The organism is Ruegeria haliotis (genome assembly GCF_013377785.1).
Taxonomy (GTDB): Bacteria; Pseudomonadota; Alphaproteobacteria; order Rhodobacterales; family Rhodobacteraceae; genus Ruegeria; species Ruegeria haliotis.
Genome location: NZ_JABXWT010000001.1, coordinates 747670 through 768100, shown reverse-complemented (window position 1 = coordinate 768100; position 20431 = coordinate 747670). Strand labels below are relative to the sequence as shown.

General features: G+C 56.9%; 20 protein-coding genes. 7 read left to right on the top strand and 13 right to left on the bottom strand.

Translation table 11 applies throughout. The features are described 5' to 3' along the window. Window positions 1–71: 71 nt before the first annotated feature. The 7 genes from HW561_RS03855 to HW561_RS03825 form a co-directional block, all read right to left on the bottom strand. Entirely contained in the window at window positions 72–1061 is a 990-nt protein-coding gene (locus HW561_RS03855) for an ABC transporter substrate-binding protein (protein WP_176861885.1), read from the bottom strand. 60 nt (window positions 1062–1121) lie between these two features. Continuing rightward, on the bottom strand, window positions 1122–1967 hold the full coding sequence (locus HW561_RS03850) for an ABC transporter permease (RefSeq protein ID WP_176861884.1): 846 nt from the start codon (window positions 1965–1967) through the stop codon (window positions 1122–1124). Next, a complete protein-coding gene (locus HW561_RS03845) occupies window positions 1964–2881 on the bottom strand; it encodes an ABC transporter permease (protein WP_176861883.1) in 918 nt (305 codons plus the stop codon). The genes HW561_RS03850 and HW561_RS03845 overlap by 4 nt, the downstream gene beginning before the upstream one ends. Further along, the gene (locus tag HW561_RS03840) at window positions 2878–3219 is read right to left on the bottom strand and encodes a GNAT family N-acetyltransferase (protein WP_235962767.1); all 342 of its coding nucleotides are present in this window, start codon (window positions 3217–3219) and stop codon (window positions 2878–2880) included. The genes HW561_RS03845 and HW561_RS03840 overlap by 4 nt, the downstream gene beginning before the upstream one ends. 89 nt (window positions 3220–3308) lie before the next feature. Next, the gene (locus tag HW561_RS03835; RefSeq protein WP_176861881.1) at window positions 3309–4106 is read right to left on the bottom strand and encodes an ABC transporter ATP-binding protein; all 798 of its coding nucleotides are present in this window, start codon (window positions 4104–4106) and stop codon (window positions 3309–3311) included. A gap of 54 nt (window positions 4107–4160) precedes the next feature. Continuing rightward, the gene (gene hydA, locus HW561_RS03830; RefSeq protein WP_176861880.1) at window positions 4161–5615 is read right to left on the bottom strand and encodes a dihydropyrimidinase; all 1455 of its coding nucleotides are present in this window, start codon (window positions 5613–5615) and stop codon (window positions 4161–4163) included. Between the two features lie 73 nt (window positions 5616–5688). Further along, window positions 5689–6939: a Zn-dependent hydrolase gene (locus tag HW561_RS03825; RefSeq protein WP_176861879.1), complete on the bottom strand. Its 1251-nt coding sequence runs from the start codon at window positions 6937–6939 to the stop codon at window positions 5689–5691. A gap of 170 nt (window positions 6940–7109) precedes the next feature. Here HW561_RS03825 and HW561_RS03820 point away from each other — a divergent pair, with 170 nt between their 5' ends. Next, a complete protein-coding gene (locus HW561_RS03820; protein WP_176861878.1) occupies window positions 7110–7718 on the top strand; it encodes a TetR family transcriptional regulator C-terminal domain-containing protein in 609 nt (202 codons plus the stop codon). Between the two features lie 55 nt (window positions 7719–7773). On the opposite strand, the gene preA is transcribed toward HW561_RS03820, so the two are convergent. The 4 genes from preA to HW561_RS03800 all read right to left on the bottom strand — a co-directional run bounded on the left by preA (window position 7774) and on the right by HW561_RS03800 (window position 12105). Beyond that, a complete protein-coding gene (gene preA, locus HW561_RS03815; RefSeq protein WP_176861877.1) occupies window positions 7774–9078 on the bottom strand; it encodes an NAD-dependent dihydropyrimidine dehydrogenase subunit PreA in 1305 nt (434 codons plus the stop codon). An 18-nt stretch (window positions 9079–9096) separates the two neighbouring features. Beyond that, window positions 9097–9933 (bottom strand): methyltransferase domain-containing protein, encoded by an 837-nt coding sequence (locus tag HW561_RS03810; protein WP_176861876.1) that lies wholly within the window; start codon window positions 9931–9933, stop codon window positions 9097–9099. Window positions 9934–9978: 45 nt separating this feature from the next. Then, window positions 9979–11313 carry an NAD(P)-dependent oxidoreductase gene (locus HW561_RS03805; protein WP_176861875.1) on the bottom strand — a complete coding sequence of 445 codons (1335 nt, stop codon included), beginning with the start codon at window positions 11311–11313 and terminating at the stop codon, window positions 9979–9981. A 159-nt stretch (window positions 11314–11472) separates the two neighbouring features. Beyond that, window positions 11473–12105, bottom strand: a complete 633-nt coding sequence (locus HW561_RS03800) for a cupin domain-containing protein (RefSeq protein WP_176861874.1) — start codon at window positions 12103–12105, stop codon at window positions 11473–11475. A 144-nt stretch (window positions 12106–12249) separates the two neighbouring features. Here HW561_RS03800 and HW561_RS03795 point away from each other — a divergent pair, with 144 nt between their 5' ends. The 3 genes from HW561_RS03795 (at window position 12250) to HW561_RS03785 (ending at window position 15323) form a co-directional block, all read left to right on the top strand. Next, entirely contained in the window at window positions 12250–13245 is a 996-nt protein-coding gene (locus HW561_RS03795) for a hypothetical protein (protein ID WP_176861873.1), read from the top strand. A 72-nt stretch (window positions 13246–13317) separates the two neighbouring features. Further along, entirely contained in the window at window positions 13318–14610 is a 1293-nt protein-coding gene (locus HW561_RS03790) for an O-acetylhomoserine aminocarboxypropyltransferase/cysteine synthase family protein (RefSeq protein WP_176861872.1), read from the top strand. A gap of 2 nt (window positions 14611–14612) precedes the next feature. Next, window positions 14613–15323, top strand: a complete 711-nt coding sequence (locus HW561_RS03785) for a GNAT family N-acetyltransferase (RefSeq protein WP_176861871.1) — start codon at window positions 14613–14615, stop codon at window positions 15321–15323. A gap of 1 nt (window position 15324) precedes the next feature. Here HW561_RS03785 and HW561_RS03780 read toward each other — a convergent pair whose 3' ends face one another. Continuing rightward, window positions 15325–16026 carry an SIMPL domain-containing protein gene (locus HW561_RS03780; RefSeq protein WP_235962765.1) on the bottom strand — a complete coding sequence of 234 codons (702 nt, stop codon included), beginning with the start codon at window positions 16024–16026 and terminating at the stop codon, window positions 15325–15327. 158 nt (window positions 16027–16184) lie between these two features. Between HW561_RS03780 and HW561_RS03775 the strand changes: the two genes are divergently transcribed. Next, entirely contained in the window at window positions 16185–18101 is a 1917-nt protein-coding gene (locus HW561_RS03775) for a hypothetical protein (protein WP_176861869.1), read from the top strand. Then, a complete protein-coding gene (locus tag HW561_RS03770) occupies window positions 18094–18723 on the top strand; it encodes a class I SAM-dependent methyltransferase (RefSeq protein ID WP_176861868.1) in 630 nt (209 codons plus the stop codon). The genes HW561_RS03775 and HW561_RS03770 overlap by 8 nt, the downstream gene beginning before the upstream one ends. Window positions 18724–18728: 5 nt before the next feature. Here the strand turns inward: HW561_RS03770 and hppD are convergent, their stop codons facing one another. Continuing rightward, entirely contained in the window at window positions 18729–19826 is a 1098-nt protein-coding gene (gene hppD, locus HW561_RS03765; protein ID WP_176861867.1) for a 4-hydroxyphenylpyruvate dioxygenase, read from the bottom strand. A gap of 146 nt (window positions 19827–19972) precedes the next feature. Here hppD and HW561_RS03760 point away from each other — a divergent pair, with 146 nt between their 5' ends. Continuing rightward, a complete protein-coding gene (locus tag HW561_RS03760; protein WP_176861866.1) occupies window positions 19973–20428 on the top strand; it encodes an Lrp/AsnC family transcriptional regulator in 456 nt (151 codons plus the stop codon). The last annotated feature ends 3 nt before the right edge of the window (window positions 20429–20431 follow it).

Here is a 20431-nt window from a genome sequence, read left to right as displayed (position 1 = left end):
TCCGACATCGTGAATAAGAAACGCGGCCCCGGATGGGACCGCGCTGTTGCCTCAGGATCTGAGAGGTCGTTTTAATTCAAAGCTGCATCTGTGATCTGATGCGTCCAGGCACCATCCGGCTGTTTTGTGATAACCGGATCAGAACCACCTGCCAGCAGCGTATTCACCGTACGCTCAAAGTCCGCCGGGTCCAGCGATCCATTCGATCCAGCGGTCAGCTTAGCGATCTCACCCATCATACGCTTTTGATGCTCTTCGGTCTGGGCACCGGTCTCGTCGTTTTCCAACACGATTTCCGCCGCCTCGTCAGGGTTTTCTTCAGCGTATTTCCAACCCTTCATCGAGGCACGCACAAAGCGCTCCATCTTTTCCGTAAAGGCCGTATCACTCAGGTTTTCTTCCAACACATAAAGACCATCCTCCAGCGTCGCGACGCCCTGATCTTCGTACTTGAACGTCACCAGCTCATCCGGACCGACACCTGCGTCAATGACCTGCCAGTATTCGTTGTAAGTCATGGTGCTGATGCAATCGGCCTGACGCTGCAACAACGGGTCAACGTTGAAGCCTTGCTTCAACACTTCCACCCCACTGTCACTTTTGCCACCAGTATCGATGCCCAACTGGCTCATCCAGCTCATGAACGGGAATTCATTGCCGAAGAACCAAACACCGAGCGTGCGGTTCTTGAGATCTTCGGGTGAGGCAATCCCAGCGTCCTTCCAGCACGTCAGCATCATGCCCGAGCTTTTGAACGGTTGCGCAATGTTAACGAGCGGCAATCCTTTTTCACGCGCCGCCAGAGCAGCGGGCATCCACTCCACGGCCACATCGGCGCCACCACCGGCAATCACCTGCGTTGGTGCAATGTCCGGCCCCCCAGGTAGAATTGTGACATCAAGCCCCTCTTCTTCGTAGAACCCTTTGTCCTTGGCCACATAGTAACCCGCGAATTGCGCCTGAGTGACCCACTTTAACTGCAGTGTCACCTCATCCGCTGCCAGCGCCGCGCTGGCTGCCAGGCTAAGGGCGGCAACCGCCCCGCTGAGTAGCTTTTTCATCTTCATGTCTCCTAGTTGCTGATTGCGCCCCGTTTTCGGGGTCTGTTGAATTTTCTATTTTTATCCACGTTGCGAAGGGTGCCAGAAGGTCACCGCCTTTTCGATCATTGCGACCAGACCATAAAAGGCCGTTCCTGCCAGCGCGGCCACAACAATCTCAGCCCAGACCATGTCCAGCGACAATTGCCCGACGCTGGTCGATATCCGAAAGCCCATACCCAGGGTTGGTGAGCCAAAAAACTCGGCCACGATAGCGCCGATCAGCGCAAGAGTGGTCGAAATTTTCAAACCGTTGAACACAAAAGGCATCGCGGCCGGAAAGCGCAGTTTAAAGAAGCTCTGCCAATAGGTTGCCGCATAGGTTTCCATCAGGTCGCGCTGCATCGCAGTGGCCTCGCGCAGACCAGCCACAGTGTTAACCAGCATGGGGAAAAAGACCATCACCACGACCACAGCCGCTTTGGAATGCCAGTCGAATCCGAACCACATCACCAGAATGGGCGCGGTACCAACAATCGGCAGGGCCGCCACAAAGTTTCCCACCGGCAGCAACCCAAGACGCAAAAAATCCCAACGGTCCACGGCAATCGCCATCAACAGAGCCGCCCCGCAGCCTATGATGTACCCGCTGAGCGCCCCCTTGATGATCGTCTGTACGAAATCAGCCCACAAGACCGGTAAACTATCCCAAAATCGATCCCAGATAATTGATGGCGCTGGCAGAATAACCAGAGGGACTTCGAGTCCTTTCACCAGCAACTCCCAGATACCGATGACGGTCAGCCCAAAGATCAGCGGCGCCAAAAACCGCACCATTCGCGTTCCGGCATAAGGTCCGCTGGCCAGGCGGCTGTTCAACCACCAGCCCAGTATCCAAATTCCGATTGCACACAGGACCAGTATCATTGCGCCATCCCCATCCGTTTCAGAACAGCACGCTCGACAACACCCAGCAGACCGACCAGACAGGCCGCCAGGATCGCCGCGGCAAACAGGGCTGACCAGATCTGAACCGTCTGGCCATAGTAGCTGCCCGCCAGCAATCGTGCGCCCAACCCAGCAACAGCCCCCGTGGGCAATTCACCGACGATCGCACCGACCAAGGATGCCGCGATGCCGATCTTCAATGACGTGAACAGGTAGGGCATCGACGCAGGCAACTGTAATTTCCAGAACCCCTGCGACCGGCTGGCACTATAGGTGCGCAACAGGTCCAGCTGCATCGCGTCAGGGCTGCGCAAGCCTTTGACCATGCCAACCACGACCGGGAAAAAGCTGAGATAGGCCGAGATGATTGCTTTGGGGATGATCCCCTGAATACCCACTGAATAAAGCACCACGATGATCATTGGCGCCAGTGCAATGATCGGGATGGTTTGACTGACAATGGCCCAAGGCATGACCGAAAGGTCCATGACCCGGCTATGAACGATCCCAACCGCTAGAAGAATACCCAACCCCGTGCCAATCGCAAAGCCCAGCATTGTCGCGCTGAGGGTCACCCAACCATGGTAAATCAACGACCGTTTCGAGGTGATCTTCTTAAGAACTGTCGTCTCCCAAAGTTCGACCGCAACCTGGTGCGGCGCGGGTAAGCGGGGACGATCCTGTTCCCAGGTGGCGGGAATGGCAAAACTGTTGTTCAGAACCAAACCAAACTCACCCATGTCCCGTCGATCCTTGGCGGACGGCGGCTGCACCTCGGCGCCTGCACGCTCCTGCTCGGTCAGAACGCCTTTGATGTTCATCGGGATGCAGGCGACATACCAGAACACGACGAGCGCGGCGATCACGGTCAAAACGGCAACAATCTGCTTCATGACCGCCACTCCATCCGCACGACGGGAAGAGTTTCCGGTGGGGTTGGGGGTTCCGATCCCACCACCGTAAATCCTTCGCGCCGATAGAACTTCTGGGCGGCCTTGTTCGGCTCATGCGCCGTCAGCCACAAGTAGTCACGGCCATCCTTTGCAGTATCCAACAGCGCCTTGCCGATCCCCTCTCGGGTTCGCAGGCAGTACAGCGCACCAACCTTATGGCTTTCGGGATCAACCGACATGTAGCAATCGACGGGATCGCCTACGACCCAGATCTCTCGGCTCGGGAACGCCTCTCGGATCAACGCCTCCAATTGCTGCTGCGGCAGTTCGTCCGGCATCCAATTGGTCTGCGATGCCCACGTCGATATGACATGTGCACAAGCGGGAACATCACCCGTCTTCGCTCTTCTGAGATCACTGCCGGGCATTAAACATCATCTCCATGCCCGGCCCGCAAACCTTCGCGGACACGATGGGCAACTTCGATGAACTCTGGTGAGTCGCGAATATCAAGCGGACGTTCCTTAGGCAGAGGGCTGTCGATCACATCCGTAATCCGCCCCGGACGCGGGCTCATGACTACGATTTTGGTGCTGAGATACACCGCCTCGGGGATCGAGTGCGTCACGAAACCGATGGTCTTTTCGGTCCGCGCCCAAAGGGCTAGCAATTGCTCGTTCAGGTGATCACGCACTATCTCGTCCAGCGCGCCAAAGGGTTCGTCCATCAACAGGATGTCGGCATCGAAGGCCAGCGCTCTCGCGATGCTGGCGCGCTGTTGCATCCCACCCGACAGCTGCCACGGAAATTTCTCACCAAACCCTTCAAGATCAACAAGTTCAAGAACGTTCTTTACGCGCTCCTGCTGCTCTGCGGCAGAGAAACCCATGATCTCCAGCGGCAGTTTGATGTTCTTGGAAATGGTCCGCCAAGGGTACAGGCCAGCGGCCTGAAAGACGTATCCGTAAGCCCGGTTCCGCCGCGCCTCATCCGGGGTCATGCCATTAACGGTCAGGGTTCCGCCGGTCGGTGTTTCAAGCGCTGCGATACAACGTAGAAACGTCGTCTTGCCGCAACCTGACGGCCCGATAAAGCTGACGAAGTCACCCTTGTCGATGGTCAGATCCACGTCCTTGAGCGCATGGACAGGCCCGTCGTTAGTCTGGAAAGTAAGGTCCAGCTGCCTTGCCTCGATAACGGGCTGGGTCGTGCTTTCAGTATTCATTCCATTGCCTTGAAAAGAGTTGGCTTTGGGCCACAAGATGGCGGCCCGTGCGCATTATACCCCTGTCGCCGGTATTCCCGACCGTTCTACCGGCCGCGGCGCGGTCAGCTCTTTCCACGTGCTCAGAGCCCTGTTCACTTGATTGTTTGGCTCGCGCGAAACAAAGTCTCCGTGCCCCTCTTGCGCCCGTATTTCTCCGTCATGCACCGCAATCTGACCCCGTGTCAGAGTAAAGCGTGGCAGCCCTTTAACATCCTTGCCTTCAAAAACGTTGTAGTCGATTGACGACTGCTGGCTATCAGCGCTGATTGTCTTGGTTTTCTCGGGATCCCAAACAACAATATCCGCATCTGCACCCACTAGAATGGCGCCTTTTTTTGGATAGCAATTCAATATCTTAGCGATGTTTGTTGAGGTAACCGCCACAAACTCATTCGGCGTCAGGCGACCCATACCCACACCATAGGTCCACAGCATCGGCATCCGGTCTTCCAATCCCCCGGTTCCGTTCGGAATCTTGGTAAAGTCGCCGACACCATAGCGTTTCTGTTCGGTCGTAAAGGCGCAATGGTCAGTTGCCACAACACTCAGCGAGCCGGATTGCAGGCCCGCCCACAGGCTGTCCTGATGCTGCTTGTTACGGAATGGTGGGCTCATCACCCGGCGGGCGGCATGATCCCAGTCGGTGTTGAAGTACTCACTCTCATCCAGTGTAAGATGCTGGATCAAAGGCTCACCCCAGACCCGCTTGCCCTGCATCTTGGCACGGCGTATGGCCTCGTGGGAATCCTCGCAGGAGGTGTGCACCACATAAAGCGGTACGCCTGCCATGTCGGCAATCATGATGGCGCGGTTCGTCGCCTCACCCTCAACCTGTGGCGGGCGGGAATAGGCATGCGCTTCGGGACCGGTATTGCCTTCGGCCATCAGCTTGGCCTGCAATTCGGCGACAACATCGCCATTTTCGGCATGCACCATCGCCACACCACCAAGTTCCGCCAAACGTTTGAACGAGGCAAACAGCTCGTCATCATTCACCATCAATGCGCCTTTGTAGGCCATGAAGTGTTTGAACGTGTTGATGCCGCGCGTTTCGATGACCGTTTTGATGTCGTCAAACACCTGCTCGCCCCACCAAGTCACTGCCATATGGAACGAATAGTCACAATTCGCGCGGGTCGACTTGTTGTCCCAGCGTTTCAGGGCGTCCAGCAGGCTTTCACCGGGGTTTGGCAACGCAAAGTCCACGACCATCGTGGTGCCACCAGCCAAAGCGGCCCGGGTTCCACTTTCGAAATCATCGCTGGAATAGGTGCCCATGAACGGCATCTCCAGGTGCGTATGCGGGTCGATACCTCCGGGCATGACATAACACCCGGTAGCGTCGAGTTCCTTGTCACCTTTCAGACCCAGACCAATCTCAATGATGGTGCCATCTTCAACCTTAACATCCGCCTTGTATGTCAGATCGGCGGTAACGACGGTTCCGTTCTTGATCACAGTTGACATGTTCTTCTCCCTGTGGACGCTTTGCGCCTCATGCTTTTATCAGCTGAGCTTCGAAAGCTCAGCCAAACCATATTTATTCAACGATCTCCGCAGTTTCGACGACTGCGTGAAACAGAACATCTGCCCCGGCTGCAGCCCAATCCTTGCTGATCTCTTCCGCTTCGTTATGGCTCAGCCCATCTACACAAGGGCACATCACCATCGCTGTCGGGGCCACCCGGTTGATCCAGCACGCATCATGTCCGGCACCCGAGATGATGTCCGTGTGAGAATACCCCAACCGCTCAGCCGCATTGCGTAGGGCGGCCACACAGGTTTCGTCGAACGCAACCGGATCAAAGCCACCAACCTTCTCGAATTCGATCTGCAGGCCCATCTCTTCGACGATGTCCTCAGCCGCGACACGCAGGCGGTTCTCCATATCCGTGATCACCGCTAGGTCTGGTGAACGGAGATCGACCGTAAACACAACCTTACCTGGAATCACGTTGCGCGAGTTTGGAAAGACGTCGATATGCCCTGCAGCGCCCACCGCATGTGGCGCGTGGGACCACGCAATCTCATCCACCTTTTCCAGCACCCGCGCCATCGCCAGACCGGCATTCTTGCGCATCGGCATCGGGGTCGAACCGGTATGCGCGTCCTTGCCGGTGATGGTGACCTGCGTCCAGCTCAGGCCCTGCCCGTGTGTGACAACGCCGATGTCCTTTTCTTCAGCTTCAAGGATCGGGCCTTGCTCAATGTGCAACTCGAAGAAGGCGCGCATCTTGCGTGCGCCCACCTCTTCTTCGCCACGCCAGCCGATGCGTTTCAGCTCGTCCCCGAATTTTTTCCCTTCGGCATCCTCGCGGTCATAGGCCCAGTCCTGAGTGTGCATTTCCGCAAACACGCCCGAGGACAACATCGCCGGGGCGTAACGCGTGCCCTCTTCATTGGTCCAGTTCGTCGCTACGATCGGGTGTCTGGTCTTGATGCCCAGATCGTTGAGGGTTCGGATAATCTCCAACCCGCCCAACACACCCAGGACACCGTCGTATTTCCCGCCAGTGGGCTGTGTGTCCAAATGCGATCCGACATAAACCGGTAACGCCTCGGGGTCTGTTCCTTCACGCCGGGCAAACATATTGCCCATCTGGTCCAGACCCATCGTGCACCCGGCGTCCTGACACCATTTCTGGAACAGCGCACGCCCTTCGGCATCTTCGTCCGTCAGCGTCTGACGATTATTTCCGCCTGCAACACCGGGGCCAATCTTGGCCATCTCCATCAGGCTATCCCATAGCCTGTCGCCATTGATCCTGAGATTTTGCGCCGGAGCTGCCATAGTCTTTCCCCTGTTGCTTGCGATTTGGCTCGCTTTTGGTGTCTTGATTTGACCATCTGGTCAAACTCACGCTATCACGGGTTCGACATCAGTCAAGAAATTGCGAGACATAGTCAAAACTTTCGGCATATCCCGCGCCTACTTGACGGAAAAAGAGACACGTTGGAAACATGCCCAAAGATCGCGCACCGACCCGAATTCAGAAAAAAAACCGTGCCGCAATCCTTGAGGCCGCGTTGAATGTGTTTTCGGCGCATGGATTTCGCGGGGCAACCGTGGACCAGATTGCTACTGAGGCAGGTCTGAGCAAGCCAAATCTGCTGTATTATTTCCCATCGAAAGAGGCGATCCACACGGCTTTGTTATCTGGTTTGCTGGAGATATGGCTGGCCCCCCTGCACGATCTTGACGAAAGCGGAGATCCGTTGCACGAAATTCTGTCATACATTCACCGCAAGCTTCAGATGAGCCGGGAATTGCCACGAGAAAGCCGCTTGTTTGCCAACGAACTTGTGCAGGGTGCGCCGCGCATCAACGATGCGTTGTCGAATGATCTGAAAACGCTTGTCGATGAGAAAACCAAGATCCTCACGCATTGGATGGATCAAGGAAAAATCGCGCGTCTTCACCCTTACCACCTGATCTTTTCGATCTGGGCCCTGACGCAGCACTATGCCGATTTCGACGTACAGGTGCGATCAATCCTGGGGGACGAAGATCCTTTCGAAGGTGCCGATCCGTTTATCGATACGCTGTATCGCAAGCTTCTGACGCCATGAACAAGGGCCGTAAAAACGGCCCTTGTTCCCTACAAACAATCTGGCACCGATCCCGCTATTCAGCCGCTTTGGCCATCGGGTTGTTCTGATGTGTCGTCCAGTTGGCATATTCTTTTTGAACTTCGGCACCTGTCCGTGGATCGATCTCGCCAGCCTCCATTGGAACCATCGAAATACATCCTTCAACAGGGCAAACATCAACGCAGAGGTTACACGCGACGCATTCTTCGTCTTTCACCTCGAACACGCGGTCTGAGGACATCGAAATTGCCTGATGGCTGGTGTCTTCGCACGCGGCGTAGCAGCGACCACACTTGATGCACTGATCCTGATCAATCTTGGCCTTGGCCACGTAATTGAGGTTCAGATACTGCCAATCCGTTACATTTGGAACCGCGCGCCCGACAACTTCAGAGACGTTGGAATATCCTTTCTCGTCCATCCATTCGGACAAACCAGCGGTCAGTTCATCAATGATTTTGAAGCCATAGGTCATGGCCGCGGTACAGACTTGAACGTTTCCGCATCCCAGCGATATGAACTCCGCTGCGTCGCGCCAGGTGGTCACGCCACCAATACCAGATATTGGCAGGCCATGCGTGGCCTCGGCGCGGGCAATTTCGGACACCATGGACAGTGCAATAGGCTTCACCGCCGGACCGCAATAGCCGCCATGACTGCCCTTGCCGTCAATCGATGGTTCGGGGCTGAACGTGTCCAGATCAACGCTGGTGATCGAGTTAATCGTGTTGATCAACGACACCGCGTCGGCACCACCGTTCCTTGCCGCCGCGGCCGGTTTGCGGACGTCGGTTATGTTCGGTGTCAGCTTCACGATGACCGGTCGATCATAGTATTTCTTGCACCACCGGGTGACCATCTCGATGTATTCCGGTACCTGCCCGACGGCCGCGCCCATACCACGCTCGCTCATCCCGTGTGGGCACCCGAAGTTCAGCTCGATCCCGTCGGCACCGGTTTCTTCGACGCGCGGTAGAATGGCCTTCCAGGCTTCTTCCTCGCAAGGTACCATGATTGACGCGATCAGCGCGCGGTCCGGATAATCCGCCTTCACACGGGCCATTTCTTCAAGGTTCACTTCAAGCGGTCGGTCGGTGATCAGTTCGATGTTGTTCAACCCCAGCAACCGGCGATCTGCGCCGTAAATCGCGCCATAACGCGGCCCGTTCACGTTGACGACCGGCGGCCCCTCGGACCCTAGCGTTTTCCAAACGACACCGCCCCATCCGGCCTCAAACGCACGACGCACATTGTATTCCTTGTCCGTGGGCGGCGCAGATGCCAGCCAATACGGGTTGGGGCTGGAAATTCCCAGAAAGTCTGTTGTCAGATCGGCCATGGCTTCTCCCTTCCCGGCTCAGCCGGTTTTCTTGAATATCATTTCGGTCGGGCGAATGCGTCCGGCCTTCAGGTTTGTGACGTAGTTCTTGAATTTCTCGGGCGCCGTCTCACCCATCATCAGATGAATGCCCAACGGGGCCGGGCCGCTTTCGGCGATGCGCGCAAAAACCTCTTCGAAAAAGGTCAGCGCAAAGTCTGTTCGGTCGGATTCTGCCACCAGTTCCAAGCCCGCTGCCGCCGCCGCGTCCCGGTACACGTCAGGCGCGTCTACGAACGACGTCCCGGGCATGGTCGACCATGGGAGTGGAAAGTCCAGCGGTTCGGCTGCCTCCCCGCCCATGACATCGAATAGCGCAAATGTGCCACTGGTTGCCAAGGCGCGCGCCGCCTCGGAAAACAGCGCTGTCTTATCTTCGATATTCATCCCGACATGCAGCATGACAGCAAGGTCAAACGCCGCATCGGCAACCGGTAGTTCCAAAGCGCTTCCGACCAGAAAGCTTGTCTTTTCGGACAAGCCAACGATGTCACTCAACTCTGTCGCGGTTTCTACAAATTCAGGCGTCAGGTCGACTCCGGTTACGGTCGAGTCGTATCGATCCGCGATGTACCGTGATGTCCCGCCGATACCACACCCGACATCCAGCACCCGCGTTGCATGGGTCGGGGCAAGCTGTGCAAACAGGTGATCCGTCGCCAGAACACCTCCGGTATGAAATTCATCGCCAGCTTTCAGGTCGGCGACAGTAGCAGCATCCGGGTCCACGCCGCTTTCTTCGAGGGCGGCGCGGAGGCGTTCAGTCAGGGCACCTGTGGTGTAGTGTTGAGCAACTGCATCTTCGATCTGGGACATAACGATACCTCAGCGGCGAATTGGGAGGGTCAGGGCCTCACCCTATCACGAAACAAGCGTCGCGTGGATGTCCATCGCCGCATCGCGGCCTTCGGCAACTGCGGTCACGGTCAGGTCTTCGCCACCCGAGGCGCAATCTCCGCCTGCCCAAACTCCGGCCATCGACGTACGACCCACCTCGCTAACGGCGATCTTGTTACCATCCAGTGTCAGCCCATCGGGCGCGCCGTCTAACGTTTGTCCAATCGCCTTGAGAACCTGATCTGCTGGCAGGCGGGTGGTTTCCCCGGTACCGGCCAACTGGCCATCCTGGCTGGCAGTATACTCCAGTTCGATCTCAGCCGCCGTGCCATTGCCATGCACCTCAACGGGTTGCACGTTGGTCATGATCCGAACACCGTGCGAGGCTGCAAGGTCCTGCTCATACCGGCTGGCGCCCATTGCGTCGCGTCCACGACGATAGGCGATGGTCACATGTTCCGCGCCCAGCAGTTTGGATTTTATAGCCGCATCCACGGCCGTCATACCGCCCCCGATGACAACCACATTTCGACCGACCGGCAACTGCGCCAGATCGGACGCTTGCCGCACGTCCGAGATGAAGTCGACGGCGTGCCGCACGCCATCCTTCTCGGCGCCTTGCGCCCGCAAGGCATTCACGCCCGCAAGTCCAATGGACAGGAACACGGCATCGTAATTCTCAAGCAATCCATCCAGCGAGACGGTCTCGCCCAGAACCGATCCAGTTTCGATTGCGATACCGCCGATCTTTAGCAGCCAATCCACCTCGGCCTGCGCAAAATCATTGGTCGATTTGTAGGCCGCGATACCATATTCGTTCAGACCGCCGGGCTTGGGCTTGGTTTCGTGGATCACCACGTCATGACCCAGCATCGCCAGCCGATGCGCACAGGCCAAACCCGCTGGCCCTGCCCCGATCACGGCAACGGTTTTGCCCGTAACTGCAGCGCGTTCGAATGGATGTGTCGCCGACGTCATCACGTCATCAGTCGCAAAACGCTGCAGGCGCCCGATCTCAACCGGTTTACCTTCCGCTGTTTCACGCACACATGCTTCTTCGCACAGCGTCTCGGTCGGACACACCCGGGCGCACATGCCGCCCAGAATATTCTGCTCCAAAATCGTGCGACCTGCCGCCTGTGGTTGGCCCGCCTGGATCTGGCGCATGAACAACGGAATATCGATATCCGTTGGACAGGCCGTCACACATGGCGCGTCATAGCAGAAATAGCATCGATCTGCGGCAACGGCGGCCTCATGCGGCGCCAATGGCGGATGCAGATCGGTGAAATTCGAGGTCAGCTCATCGCTGGAGAGCCGCCCGGAAACGATCCCGGGTGCCATCTGGCCCTGTGCCATCACTCTACTCCCTGTAGATATGTTTGTTATGAGCACAGCTTGCCACATTTTGATTTTTTATCAATTGGTAAAATTTACTAAATGGTCAAAAAATTGGAAATCCGGGCCAGTAAACCCGAATTTCACCGTGTTTTGCCTATTTTTAAAGCAGAATATGGCTTAGATCATATCGCCTAAGTGGCCAGATTTGGTCCAAACGCGCACTCCGGCCTCTCCTGCGAGGGCTTGTGACCGTGTTCCGGGCGGCAAACGCAGCCAATCCCAGGTTCGGAATTCCTCACCATTTTCGGTAAAGCCGCCATTGACGACAAACACCTCCAGCCCGTGCGGTGCGTCCAGTTCCACAACCTCTCCGGCCATCCAATTCTGAATACGTACGTCTTCACGCGCATCGTTAAACAGCTGAAGCTCACCATCGCCATTGATCGAGCGGCGAACTTCGGTTCTGTCCTGCGGATCGAACTGATGCAGCTTGACCAGAATCGTCGCGCCGTCCGCTGCGGACGGGGTGTGCGACGAGGTTGGAGGGTTGCGCACATAGCTGCCAACCGGGAAATCCCCGGTCTCGTCCTGAAAAACGCCGTCGAGAACCAGATACTCTTCACCGCCGTCATGAGTATGCGCGGCAAAGGCGCTGCCCGGAGCGAACCGGACAATGGTTGTGGCGCGTGCGACCTCGTCCCCGATCCGGTCCAGCATCTTGCGTTCGACACCAGCCGCCGGGGATGCGACCCAGTCAACTTCGTCAAAATGAACCGCCACACGTTTGGTGAAATCTGCATTGATCCGCATGGACATCCTCCTGAACACTTGTCGACATTAGACATGGGATCGATTGAGGCAAATTCAAACCGGCAGCTTTTGACGACCCATGTTGCTTGCTGTAATCCCGGTGAAGGGGTGCAAGCAACGGGCACCCAACAGGATTGGGCACAGATGCAGGCACCCTCGCAAAAATTCAACATTGTTGTCATCGGACAAAACAACCGCCTGCAATACGAGGCCGTGTTGTTCGCGGCGTCTTTGCGGCATTGCTCACCTGAATTTGATGGCAAACTGTTTGTTGCCACGCCCAATCCCGGTCCACGCTGGAGCCAGAATCCGAGCATCCAGAATGATGATGTCCTGAAGGCGCTGGGGCAGTTGGGGGCGGAAATCCTGCCATTCGATTCTCATGTCTTTGGCGAAAGCTATCCTTACGGCAACAAGATCGAAGCCCTACTGGCCATGCCCGAGGGAGAGCCGTTTGTTTTCTTTGACACTGACACGCTGATCACCGGTGATCTGAACACAGTGCCGTTCGACTTTGACCGCCCCGGCGCGTCGCTGAAGGTTGAAGGGACATGGCCAAAGCCGACGCTTTATGGTCCGGGATTTGACGGCATCTGGAGCGCGCTTTATCGGCGCTTTGCACTGGATTTCGAAAGCTCCATAGATACCAGCCAGCCGCATGACTACTGGCGCCGCTACCTGTATTTCAACGCCGGATATTTCTTCTACAAATGCCCGCGCCAATTCGGCGAGCGGTTTCTGGAATATGCTCAAGCGATCCGGGATGAGAGTATCCCAGAGTTGATCGGACAGAATCTGGATCCCTGGCTGGATCAGGCCGCCCTGCCCCTGGTCATTCATTCCCTTGGTGGCGGGCGGGACGCCCTGCCCGAAGGGCTGCTCGATGGCTCTGTCAGTTGCCACTATCGCCTGTTTCCACTGGTCTACGCCCGTGAGAGTGATCACGTGATCGACGTGCTGGAAACCGTCGCCACGCCCAACAAGATCAAGAAAGTTCTGAAAAACTACGAGCCGCTGAAAAAGCTGGTGATTCAAGGCAAGGGCGCCAAGATACGCGAGATGTTCGATCGCGATAACCTGCCGCAGCGCGAGCAGGTCATCCGCAACAAGATCAAGAGCAAAGGGTTGTGGATGCGCTGACAGGATCGTTGTGTGCAAGCGGGCAATGTCCTACAGAATTGAAAAGACGAATTCCAACAGGAGATTTTCAAGATGTCTGACGGCCCCACCTATGGTTTCGACACGCTGCAAATTCACGCCGGCGCCCGTCCCGATCCAGCGACCGGAGCGCGCCAGACGCCCATTTACCAGACAACGGCATACGTGTTTCGCGACGCCGATCATGCCGCTGCCCTGTTCAACCTGCAGGAAGTCGGATTCATCTATTCGCGCCTGACCAACCCGACGGTTGCCGTATTGCAGGAACGCGTCGCCACGCTTGAGGGCGGCGTTGGCGCGGTCTGCTGTTCATCGGGTCACGCAGCGCAGATCATGGCACTGTTCCCGCTGATGGGGCCGGGTTGCAATGTGATTGCCTCGACCCGTCTTTACGGCGGCACTGTCACGCAATTCAGCCAGACTATTAAACGCTTTGGATGGTCGGCCAAGTTTGTGGACACTGATGATCTGGACGCCGTGAAAGATGCCATCGACGAAAACACCCGCGCGGTGTTCTGCGAGTCGATTGCCAACCCCGGCGGTTATGTCACGGATATTCGCGCTTTGGCCGATATCGCTGATGGCGCAGGCATTCCACTGATCGTCGACAACACCTCGGCCACGCCTTACCTGTGCCGCCCCATCGAACTTGGCGCGACCCTAGTGGTGCATTCGACCACCAAATACCTGACCGGCAATGGCACCGTCACCGGTGGCTGCATCGTGGATTCGGGCAAGTTCGACTGGTCGGCGAATGACAAGTTCCCCTCGCTCAGCGAACCAGAGCAGGCCTATCACGGGCTCAAATTCCACGAGACGTTCGGCCCGCTGGCCTTCACCTTCCACGGTATCGCGATTGGTTTGCGTGATCTGGGCATGACAATGAACCCGCAAGCGGCGCATTACACGCTGATGGGGATCGAAACGCTGTCCCTGCGGATGGAGCGTCACGTTGAGAACGCCCAGAAAATCGCCGCTTGGCTCGAAGCAGATGACCGCGTGGATTACGTCACCTACGCGGGTCTGCCCTCTTCTCCTTATCACGACCGGGTCAAAGCGCAGTATCCCAAAGGCGCGGGCGCGCTGTTCACCTTTGCGGTCAAGGGCGGCTACGACGCGTGCATCAAGCTGGTCAACGCGCTGGAAATTTTCAGCCATGTGGCCAATCTTGGGGATGCGCGCTCGCTGATTATCCATTCTGCGTCAACCACGCACCGGCAACTAACGCTGGAACAGCAAGAAGCGGCGGGTGCAGGCCCCAACGTGGTGCGACTGTCCATCGGGATAGAAGATGCGAACGATCTGATCGCGGATCTGGATCAGGCGCTCAGCAAAGCCAGCGCCTGACGATGGCAGGTCACGACACAAACGAACTGGGGCAACCCATCGGATTGCCGGTGACGGGCGACTTTCCGCGTCCGACGCCGCATTACACTCCGATGCAGGGTCAATACTGCTCGGTTGTGCCGTTAGACGTAAACCGGCACGCGCCCGGGTTGTACCGGGCGTTTGCGACCGACACGGATGGCCACAATTGGACCTATCTGCCGTACGGTCCCTTTGACAGGGAACATGACTTTGTCGCGTGGGCGCAGGCGCATTGCATGGACGCAGATCCGATGTTCCACACAGTCTTGGATGGCGACAACATTCCGGTGGGCATGGCCTCATACCTCAGAATCGAACCGGTAGCGGGCTCAATCGAGGTTGGGCATATCCACTTCTCTCCCCTACTGCAGCGCAAACCGCAATCGACCGAGACCATGTATCTGATGATGCGCCGCGTGTTCGACGAACTGGGATATCGCCGATACGAATGGAAATGCGACGCGCTGAATGCCCCATCACGTGGGGCTGCCGAACGGCTGGGTTTTACCTTCGAGGGGGTGTTTCGTCAGGCGACCCACTACAAGGGACGTAACCGGGACACGGCGTGGTATTCCATCCTCGACAGCGAATGGCCGCGCATCCGCTCAGCATTCGAGACATGGCTTTCGCCCGAGAATTTCGATGCCGCAGGCCAGCAGCGACAACCGCTGATGGCCCGCGCCCGCGACTAGGTTATTCGGAAATCTCGAACTCCATCGAGACATTGACAGAGACCGAAATCTCGCCCCCCGCAACCGGTACGCCACCCGCATCAGCCATGCTCATTGCGCGCATTTCGGCCATTGGCCGCACACCACCGGATTGTTCTGAAATCGATTGAACCGGGCCGAGCGTCACGTTGGCCGCTTGCGCCAATTGCTCGGCTTTGGTCATCGCTTCGCCAACAGCTTGCGCCCGGGCCTGCGCCTCGACGGGTTTGGGATCCTGTACGCCAAAGCTCAGCCCTCCAAAATCATTTGCACCGTCCTGAATGACCGCATCCATTATTTGCCCAAGGCTGGCCAGATCACGCACGCGTACAAACACCCGGTTCGAGGCGACGAACCCGGTGATTACAGGCTGTTCTCCGGCCTGGTTGTTCCGTCCGGACCAAACCGGCGACAGAGACAAATCCCGGGTTTGAACATCGCGGTCTTCGATGCCCATTTCCTTCAAACGTGCCAACACCTGCGTCACCGCATCCGATGTCGCCTGCATCGCGGCCGAAGCTTCGACGTTTTCGTTTGTGACACCCAATGTGATTGTTGCCATATCAGGTGCAACCTGCACTGTTCCGGTGGCATCAACGGTGATGCGACGTTCTTCCGCATGGGCCATTCCTGCGGTAGTAGCGGCCATCATCGCGGCCAGAAAAGCGAATGTCTTCAAGATCATCCCTCCAATTTTCTCTGTTCCAACATGGGTCGACAGGGCTTTGCCGGACAAGGGGAGAGTTTGCCTTTTTCTTTCCCTCGGCGGGTTCCTGCTTTAGTATCGATCTGCGAGCGTAATGTCGTTTGCATTGATGCTGACAAATATGGTTCCTCCGGATTATGAAACCCGCTTTTGCGCTGTCTTTTTCTACCACCGGAATTTCTCTGTACCACCATTCGGATGACGATTGGTTCAGCATCGGCGCGGTTGCGCTGGATGCACCGGATCTGACTGAGCAGATGCAGGCGCTGCGGGACAAGGGGTTTGCGCTCGAAAATGATCTGAGTTGCAAGGTGATGATTCCAGCGGATCAGATTCGATATCTTTCGATTTCGACCGAAAGCCTCAGCCGCGAGGAGAGTGCACAGAAAGTGCATGATGCTCTGGTCGAATCGGTCCCGTATGACATATCCGAGCTTTCCTTTGACACCACGACACGCGGCCCCACAACGTATGTGGCAGCAGTGGCCCGTCAAACGTTGACCGAAGCCCGCGCCTTTGCAACGGAACACGGGTTCATTCCCACATTGTTCAGCGCCGATTCGAGCGAGGAAGAATTTCCGCAAGAGCCCCATTTTGACCTGAACGCTGAGATCACTGCTGCGGCCACGCCTGTCCCTCCAACCGTTGTTGATGAGCCGCCAACTGTGGAAGATGCACCGTCATCCACGCCTGCGGTCCATGCAATCGCCGAAACGGCAGCGCTTGATACTTTCCGATCTCCAGAACCACTGGACAAGCTTTCTATCGCAGGAAATGTGGCGTCCCGGACCGATGCCAAGCGTTTCGCTTTACCGGTTATAGCGGCTGCAATACTGGTCACTGTCATCGTTGGTGTCTGGTCCTTGCTGGGCCCGCGTACCGACAGCGATTTGACCGAGGTCGAAACAGCGACACCACAATCCCAACCTGCCCCCCAAGCGATAACAGAGTCGACGGTCGAGAACACGCAGATTGCAGCCGTCCCCCAATCCCAGAACGCTGAGCTAGAGGCAGAAGAGCAACCGGAATTGACGCCTACCGATGCCGCCATTCTGGAAGCCTTGAAAGTTCCTCCGACGCCTGTTGAGCAGGTCGAAGTTGATCCCACGGCCCAGCTCGAGGCCGAGACCGTGGCCGGGCTGAGCCTGACACCTCCAACACCTCCGGTCGCCCCCGCGCCAGTAGAGCTTGGCGATCTGTATCTGGCATCGATCGACAAATCTGGTTTGTCCAACGACGCAATTGCCTTGCCCCCTGTTTCAAGTTTCGCAACGGACCTGCCCTTTGATCAGGTCGCCCTGCCCAACGCTGCCGGTACACGCTTTGATCTGGACGAGCGCGGCCTTGTCACCCCGACACAAGACGGCACGCTGAACCCGGATGGAGTCATGGTGCATCTGGGGCGCCCCTCATCCGTGCCGCCCGAGGTTCCCGTGCGGTTCGAAGACGAGCCTGTGGTTGAAGAAGCTGACCAGAGGCTGGCCCAACGACGCCCGCGCCCTCGTCCCGGGGATCTGGTAGAACAGTTCGAGCGTGAGCAATTGGGCGGGCGTTCGCTGGAAGAGCTTGCGGTACTGCGCCCGAAACTGCGGCCTGAATCTCTGCAAGCGCGGCCTAAGGTGGATGAAACACCAACCGCTCTGGCTGTTGTCCGCGTTCCTCGCCCCAAATCGCGTCCTGCAGGAATTGCGGCAAAGGCTTCGCGTGCGGCAAGTTCAGGCAGTTCCAATCTTGGTTCGACCGCCGCAGTTGATCAAACCACCGAATCCGGTTCGTTCCAGCCCAAAACAGTCGCACCCAAGATCCCGTCCACAGCCTCGGTTGCGCGGCAGGCCACAATAGACAACGCGATCAACCTGCGCAGGCTGAACCTGATCGGTGTCTACGGCACCCCCGCCAACCGCCGTGCGTTGGTGCGCCTGCCCAGCGGACGATACAAAAAGCTCAAGATCGGGGACCGGATTGATGGCGGCCGGGTGATTGCCATAAGTGACAGCGAGTTGCGATACCAGAAAAAGGGCCGCAATCTGACTTTGAAGATGCCTCGTGGCTGAACTCTGTGATCGTACACAGCAGGCTCTTGATGGGTACGAGCAAGCTGCGCCGGAACTGATACCGATCTACGAAAGGTTGCCGCCACAAACCGTTCTCGAACCCGTTGCCGAATACTTGCCCGACACGGGTGCGGCAGTTTTGGACGTAGGCGCTGGCCCCGGCGGTACAGCAAGTTGGCTGGCCGCGTGCGGGTGCCATGTGACCGCGATTGAACCGGTCGCGCGATTTCGGGAATATGGACGAAACAAGTACAGGCACCACGACATTTCCTGGTGTGACGACCGCTTGCCCGACCTCGCCTCGTGCCGGCCATGGCGCAACACATACGACGCGATATTGGCAATTGGCGTAATGCACCATTTGCAGCCGCAGGATCAGGAGCGCGCAATTCAGGTCTTGTCGTCAGCCCTCAAGCCTTGCGGACGCCTGATTTTTTCCTTGCGCCATGGCCCCTGCCCTGAAACACGGCCTGGATTTCCAATATCCGTCGACAAGACTGTGCGCAGTGCGCGCAACTCCGGACTGCAGATTTTGCACATGTCTCACAAGACTTCGATACAAGAAGGGAACCGACGCGCCGGGGTCACTTGGACCTGGCTGGTTCTGGGCGCGTCGGGATAGGGCGTTTAGGCCGCCGAGATTTCACCACTTTCGATCTGCTCACGCTCGATAGATTCGAACAGCGCCTGAAAATTCCCCTCGCCAAAGCCATCGTCACCTTTGCGTTGAATGAACTCGAAAAAGATCGGACCGATTACGGTTTTCGAGAAGATCTGAAGCAAAATCCTTGTCTCGCCGCCGTCCACGACACCTTCACCGTCGATCAAGATGCCATGTTTCATCATGCGATCCAGCGGTTCGGAATGGTCTGTAACCCGGGATTTGGACAGGTCGTAGTAAGCCTTGTTCGGGCCGGGCATGAATTTCAGGCCGTTTTCAGCAATCGCGTCCGTTGAGGCATAGATATCATCGCTTCCGACTGCGATATGCTGGATGCCTTCGCCTTTGTATTTCTTGAGATAGGACACAATCTGCCCGGTCTCACCGCGATCTTCGTTGATCGGAATGCGGATGCGACCACAGGGCGACGTCAAAGCGCGGCTGAGCAGGCCCGTAAACTTGCCCTGAATGTCAAAGAAACGAATCTCGCGAAAGTTGAAGAGGTTGCCATAGAACTGGAACCACTTGTCCATATTACCGGTGTAGACATTGTGCGTCAGGTGATCGAGGTAATAGAACCCCTCGCCGCGCGGTTTGGATTGCTTGATCCAGTTGAATTCCTGATTGTAGGGCGAGGTCTCGTAATACTGATCAATGAAATAGATCAACGATCCGCCAATGCCCTTGATGGCAGGAACATCCATCGTCTTGTCCGCAGCTTCATACGGTTCGGCACCTTTTGAGACCGCATGTTCATATGCCTTTTGCGCATCCACAACCCGCCACCCCATTGCCGGGGCGCAAGGGCCGTGTTCGGCCACGAATTTGTCAGCGAAACTGTCCGGATCGGCATTCAGGATATAGGTGACGTCACCTTGCTGCCAGAGCTCAACCTTCGATTTGTCCTTGTGATGCGCCACCAGTTCAAACCCCATCTTTGTAAACAGGTCGCGCAGCTCTTGCGGTTCCGGGTGGGCGAACTCGACAAATTCAAACCCGTCAGTACCGGCGGGGTTTTCGTCACTGATGATGGATTTCGGGGCGTTGTGCGGGAAAGGACCCATGGCGTTTCTCCTTGAAAACCGGAATTTCTTTGCTGATTCCAAAATATGCTTTATCCAACGCTGTTTCTGCGCGTTGTTTTCATATAAACTATGTCCAGGCGCGCAAGTTGCGCATAAAGTAACTGAATTTTAGGATAACGCCGCATATGCTGGACGCCATGGATACGCGCCTACTGTCTGCCCTGCAAAAGGATGCCCATCTGACGGCGCATCAACTGGGCGAGATGCTGAACCTGTCACCCAGTCAGGCGGGACGACGCCGACAGCGGCTGGAGGCTGATGGCTATATCACCGGGTACACTGCACGGCTGGACCCACTGAAACTGGGGCTGCAGGTGCAGGGGTTCATTCAGGTGCATCTGGGCACACATGGTCCCGAACAATCCGCTAGCTTTGCCCGCATGGTCGATGCCCGCCCTGAGATCACCAGTGCCTGGACGATGACGGGTGAGGCAGATTATCTGCTGCACGTCTATTGCGGCGATCTTTCCGCCCTCAACAGCTTGCTTCATCAGGTGATACTGCCGCATCCTGCAGTAGCCCGAGTCCAAAGCCAGATCGTGATGGACCAACTCAAACGCGACGCCCCCCTGCCCACCTGAGCA

What these genes read in the sequence shown, in the direction of transcription:
- HW561_RS03855 (WP_176861885.1), bottom strand. Translation starts at nt 1,061, where the DNA reads ATGAAAAAGCTACTCAGCGGGGCGGTTGCCGCCCTTAGCCTGGCAGCC.
- HW561_RS03850 (WP_176861884.1), bottom strand. Translation starts at nt 1,967, where the DNA reads ATGATACTGGTCCTGTGTGCAATCGGAATTTGGATACTGGGCTGGTGG.
- HW561_RS03845 (WP_176861883.1), bottom strand. Translation starts at nt 2,881, where the DNA reads ATGAAGCAGATTGTTGCCGTTTTGACCGTGATCGCCGCGCTCGTCGTG.
- HW561_RS03840 (WP_235962767.1), bottom strand. Translation starts at nt 3,219, where the DNA reads ATGCCGGACGAACTGCCGCAGCAGCAATTGGAGGCGTTGATCCGAGAG.
- HW561_RS03835 (WP_176861881.1), bottom strand. Translation starts at nt 4,106, where the DNA reads ATGAATACTGAAAGCACGACCCAGCCCGTTATCGAGGCAAGGCAGCTG.
- hydA (WP_176861880.1), bottom strand. Translation starts at nt 5,615, where the DNA reads ATGTCAACTGTGATCAAGAACGGAACCGTCGTTACCGCCGATCTGACA.
- HW561_RS03825 (WP_176861879.1), bottom strand. Translation starts at nt 6,939, where the DNA reads ATGGCAGCTCCGGCGCAAAATCTCAGGATCAATGGCGACAGGCTATGG.
- HW561_RS03820 (WP_176861878.1), top strand. Translation starts at nt 7,110, where the DNA reads ATGCCCAAAGATCGCGCACCGACCCGAATTCAGAAAAAAAACCGTGCC.
- preA (WP_176861877.1), bottom strand. Translation starts at nt 9,078, where the DNA reads ATGGCCGATCTGACAACAGACTTTCTGGGAATTTCCAGCCCCAACCCG.
- HW561_RS03810 (WP_176861876.1), bottom strand. Translation starts at nt 9,933, where the DNA reads ATGTCCCAGATCGAAGATGCAGTTGCTCAACACTACACCACAGGTGCC.
- HW561_RS03805 (WP_176861875.1), bottom strand. Translation starts at nt 11,313, where the DNA reads ATGGCACAGGGCCAGATGGCACCCGGGATCGTTTCCGGGCGGCTCTCC.
- HW561_RS03800 (WP_176861874.1), bottom strand. Translation starts at nt 12,105, where the DNA reads ATGCGGATCAATGCAGATTTCACCAAACGTGTGGCGGTTCATTTTGAC.
- HW561_RS03795 (WP_176861873.1), top strand. Translation starts at nt 12,250, where the DNA reads ATGCAGGCACCCTCGCAAAAATTCAACATTGTTGTCATCGGACAAAAC.
- HW561_RS03790 (WP_176861872.1), top strand. Translation starts at nt 13,318, where the DNA reads ATGTCTGACGGCCCCACCTATGGTTTCGACACGCTGCAAATTCACGCC.
- HW561_RS03785 (WP_176861871.1), top strand. Translation starts at nt 14,613, where the DNA reads ATGGCAGGTCACGACACAAACGAACTGGGGCAACCCATCGGATTGCCG.
- HW561_RS03780 (WP_235962765.1), bottom strand. Translation starts at nt 16,026, where the DNA reads ATGATCTTGAAGACATTCGCTTTTCTGGCCGCGATGATGGCCGCTACT.
- HW561_RS03775 (WP_176861869.1), top strand. Translation starts at nt 16,185, where the DNA reads ATGAAACCCGCTTTTGCGCTGTCTTTTTCTACCACCGGAATTTCTCTG.
- hppD (WP_176861867.1), bottom strand. Translation starts at nt 19,826, where the DNA reads ATGGGTCCTTTCCCGCACAACGCCCCGAAATCCATCATCAGTGACGAA.
- HW561_RS03760 (WP_176861866.1), top strand. Translation starts at nt 19,973, where the DNA reads ATGCTGGACGCCATGGATACGCGCCTACTGTCTGCCCTGCAAAAGGAT.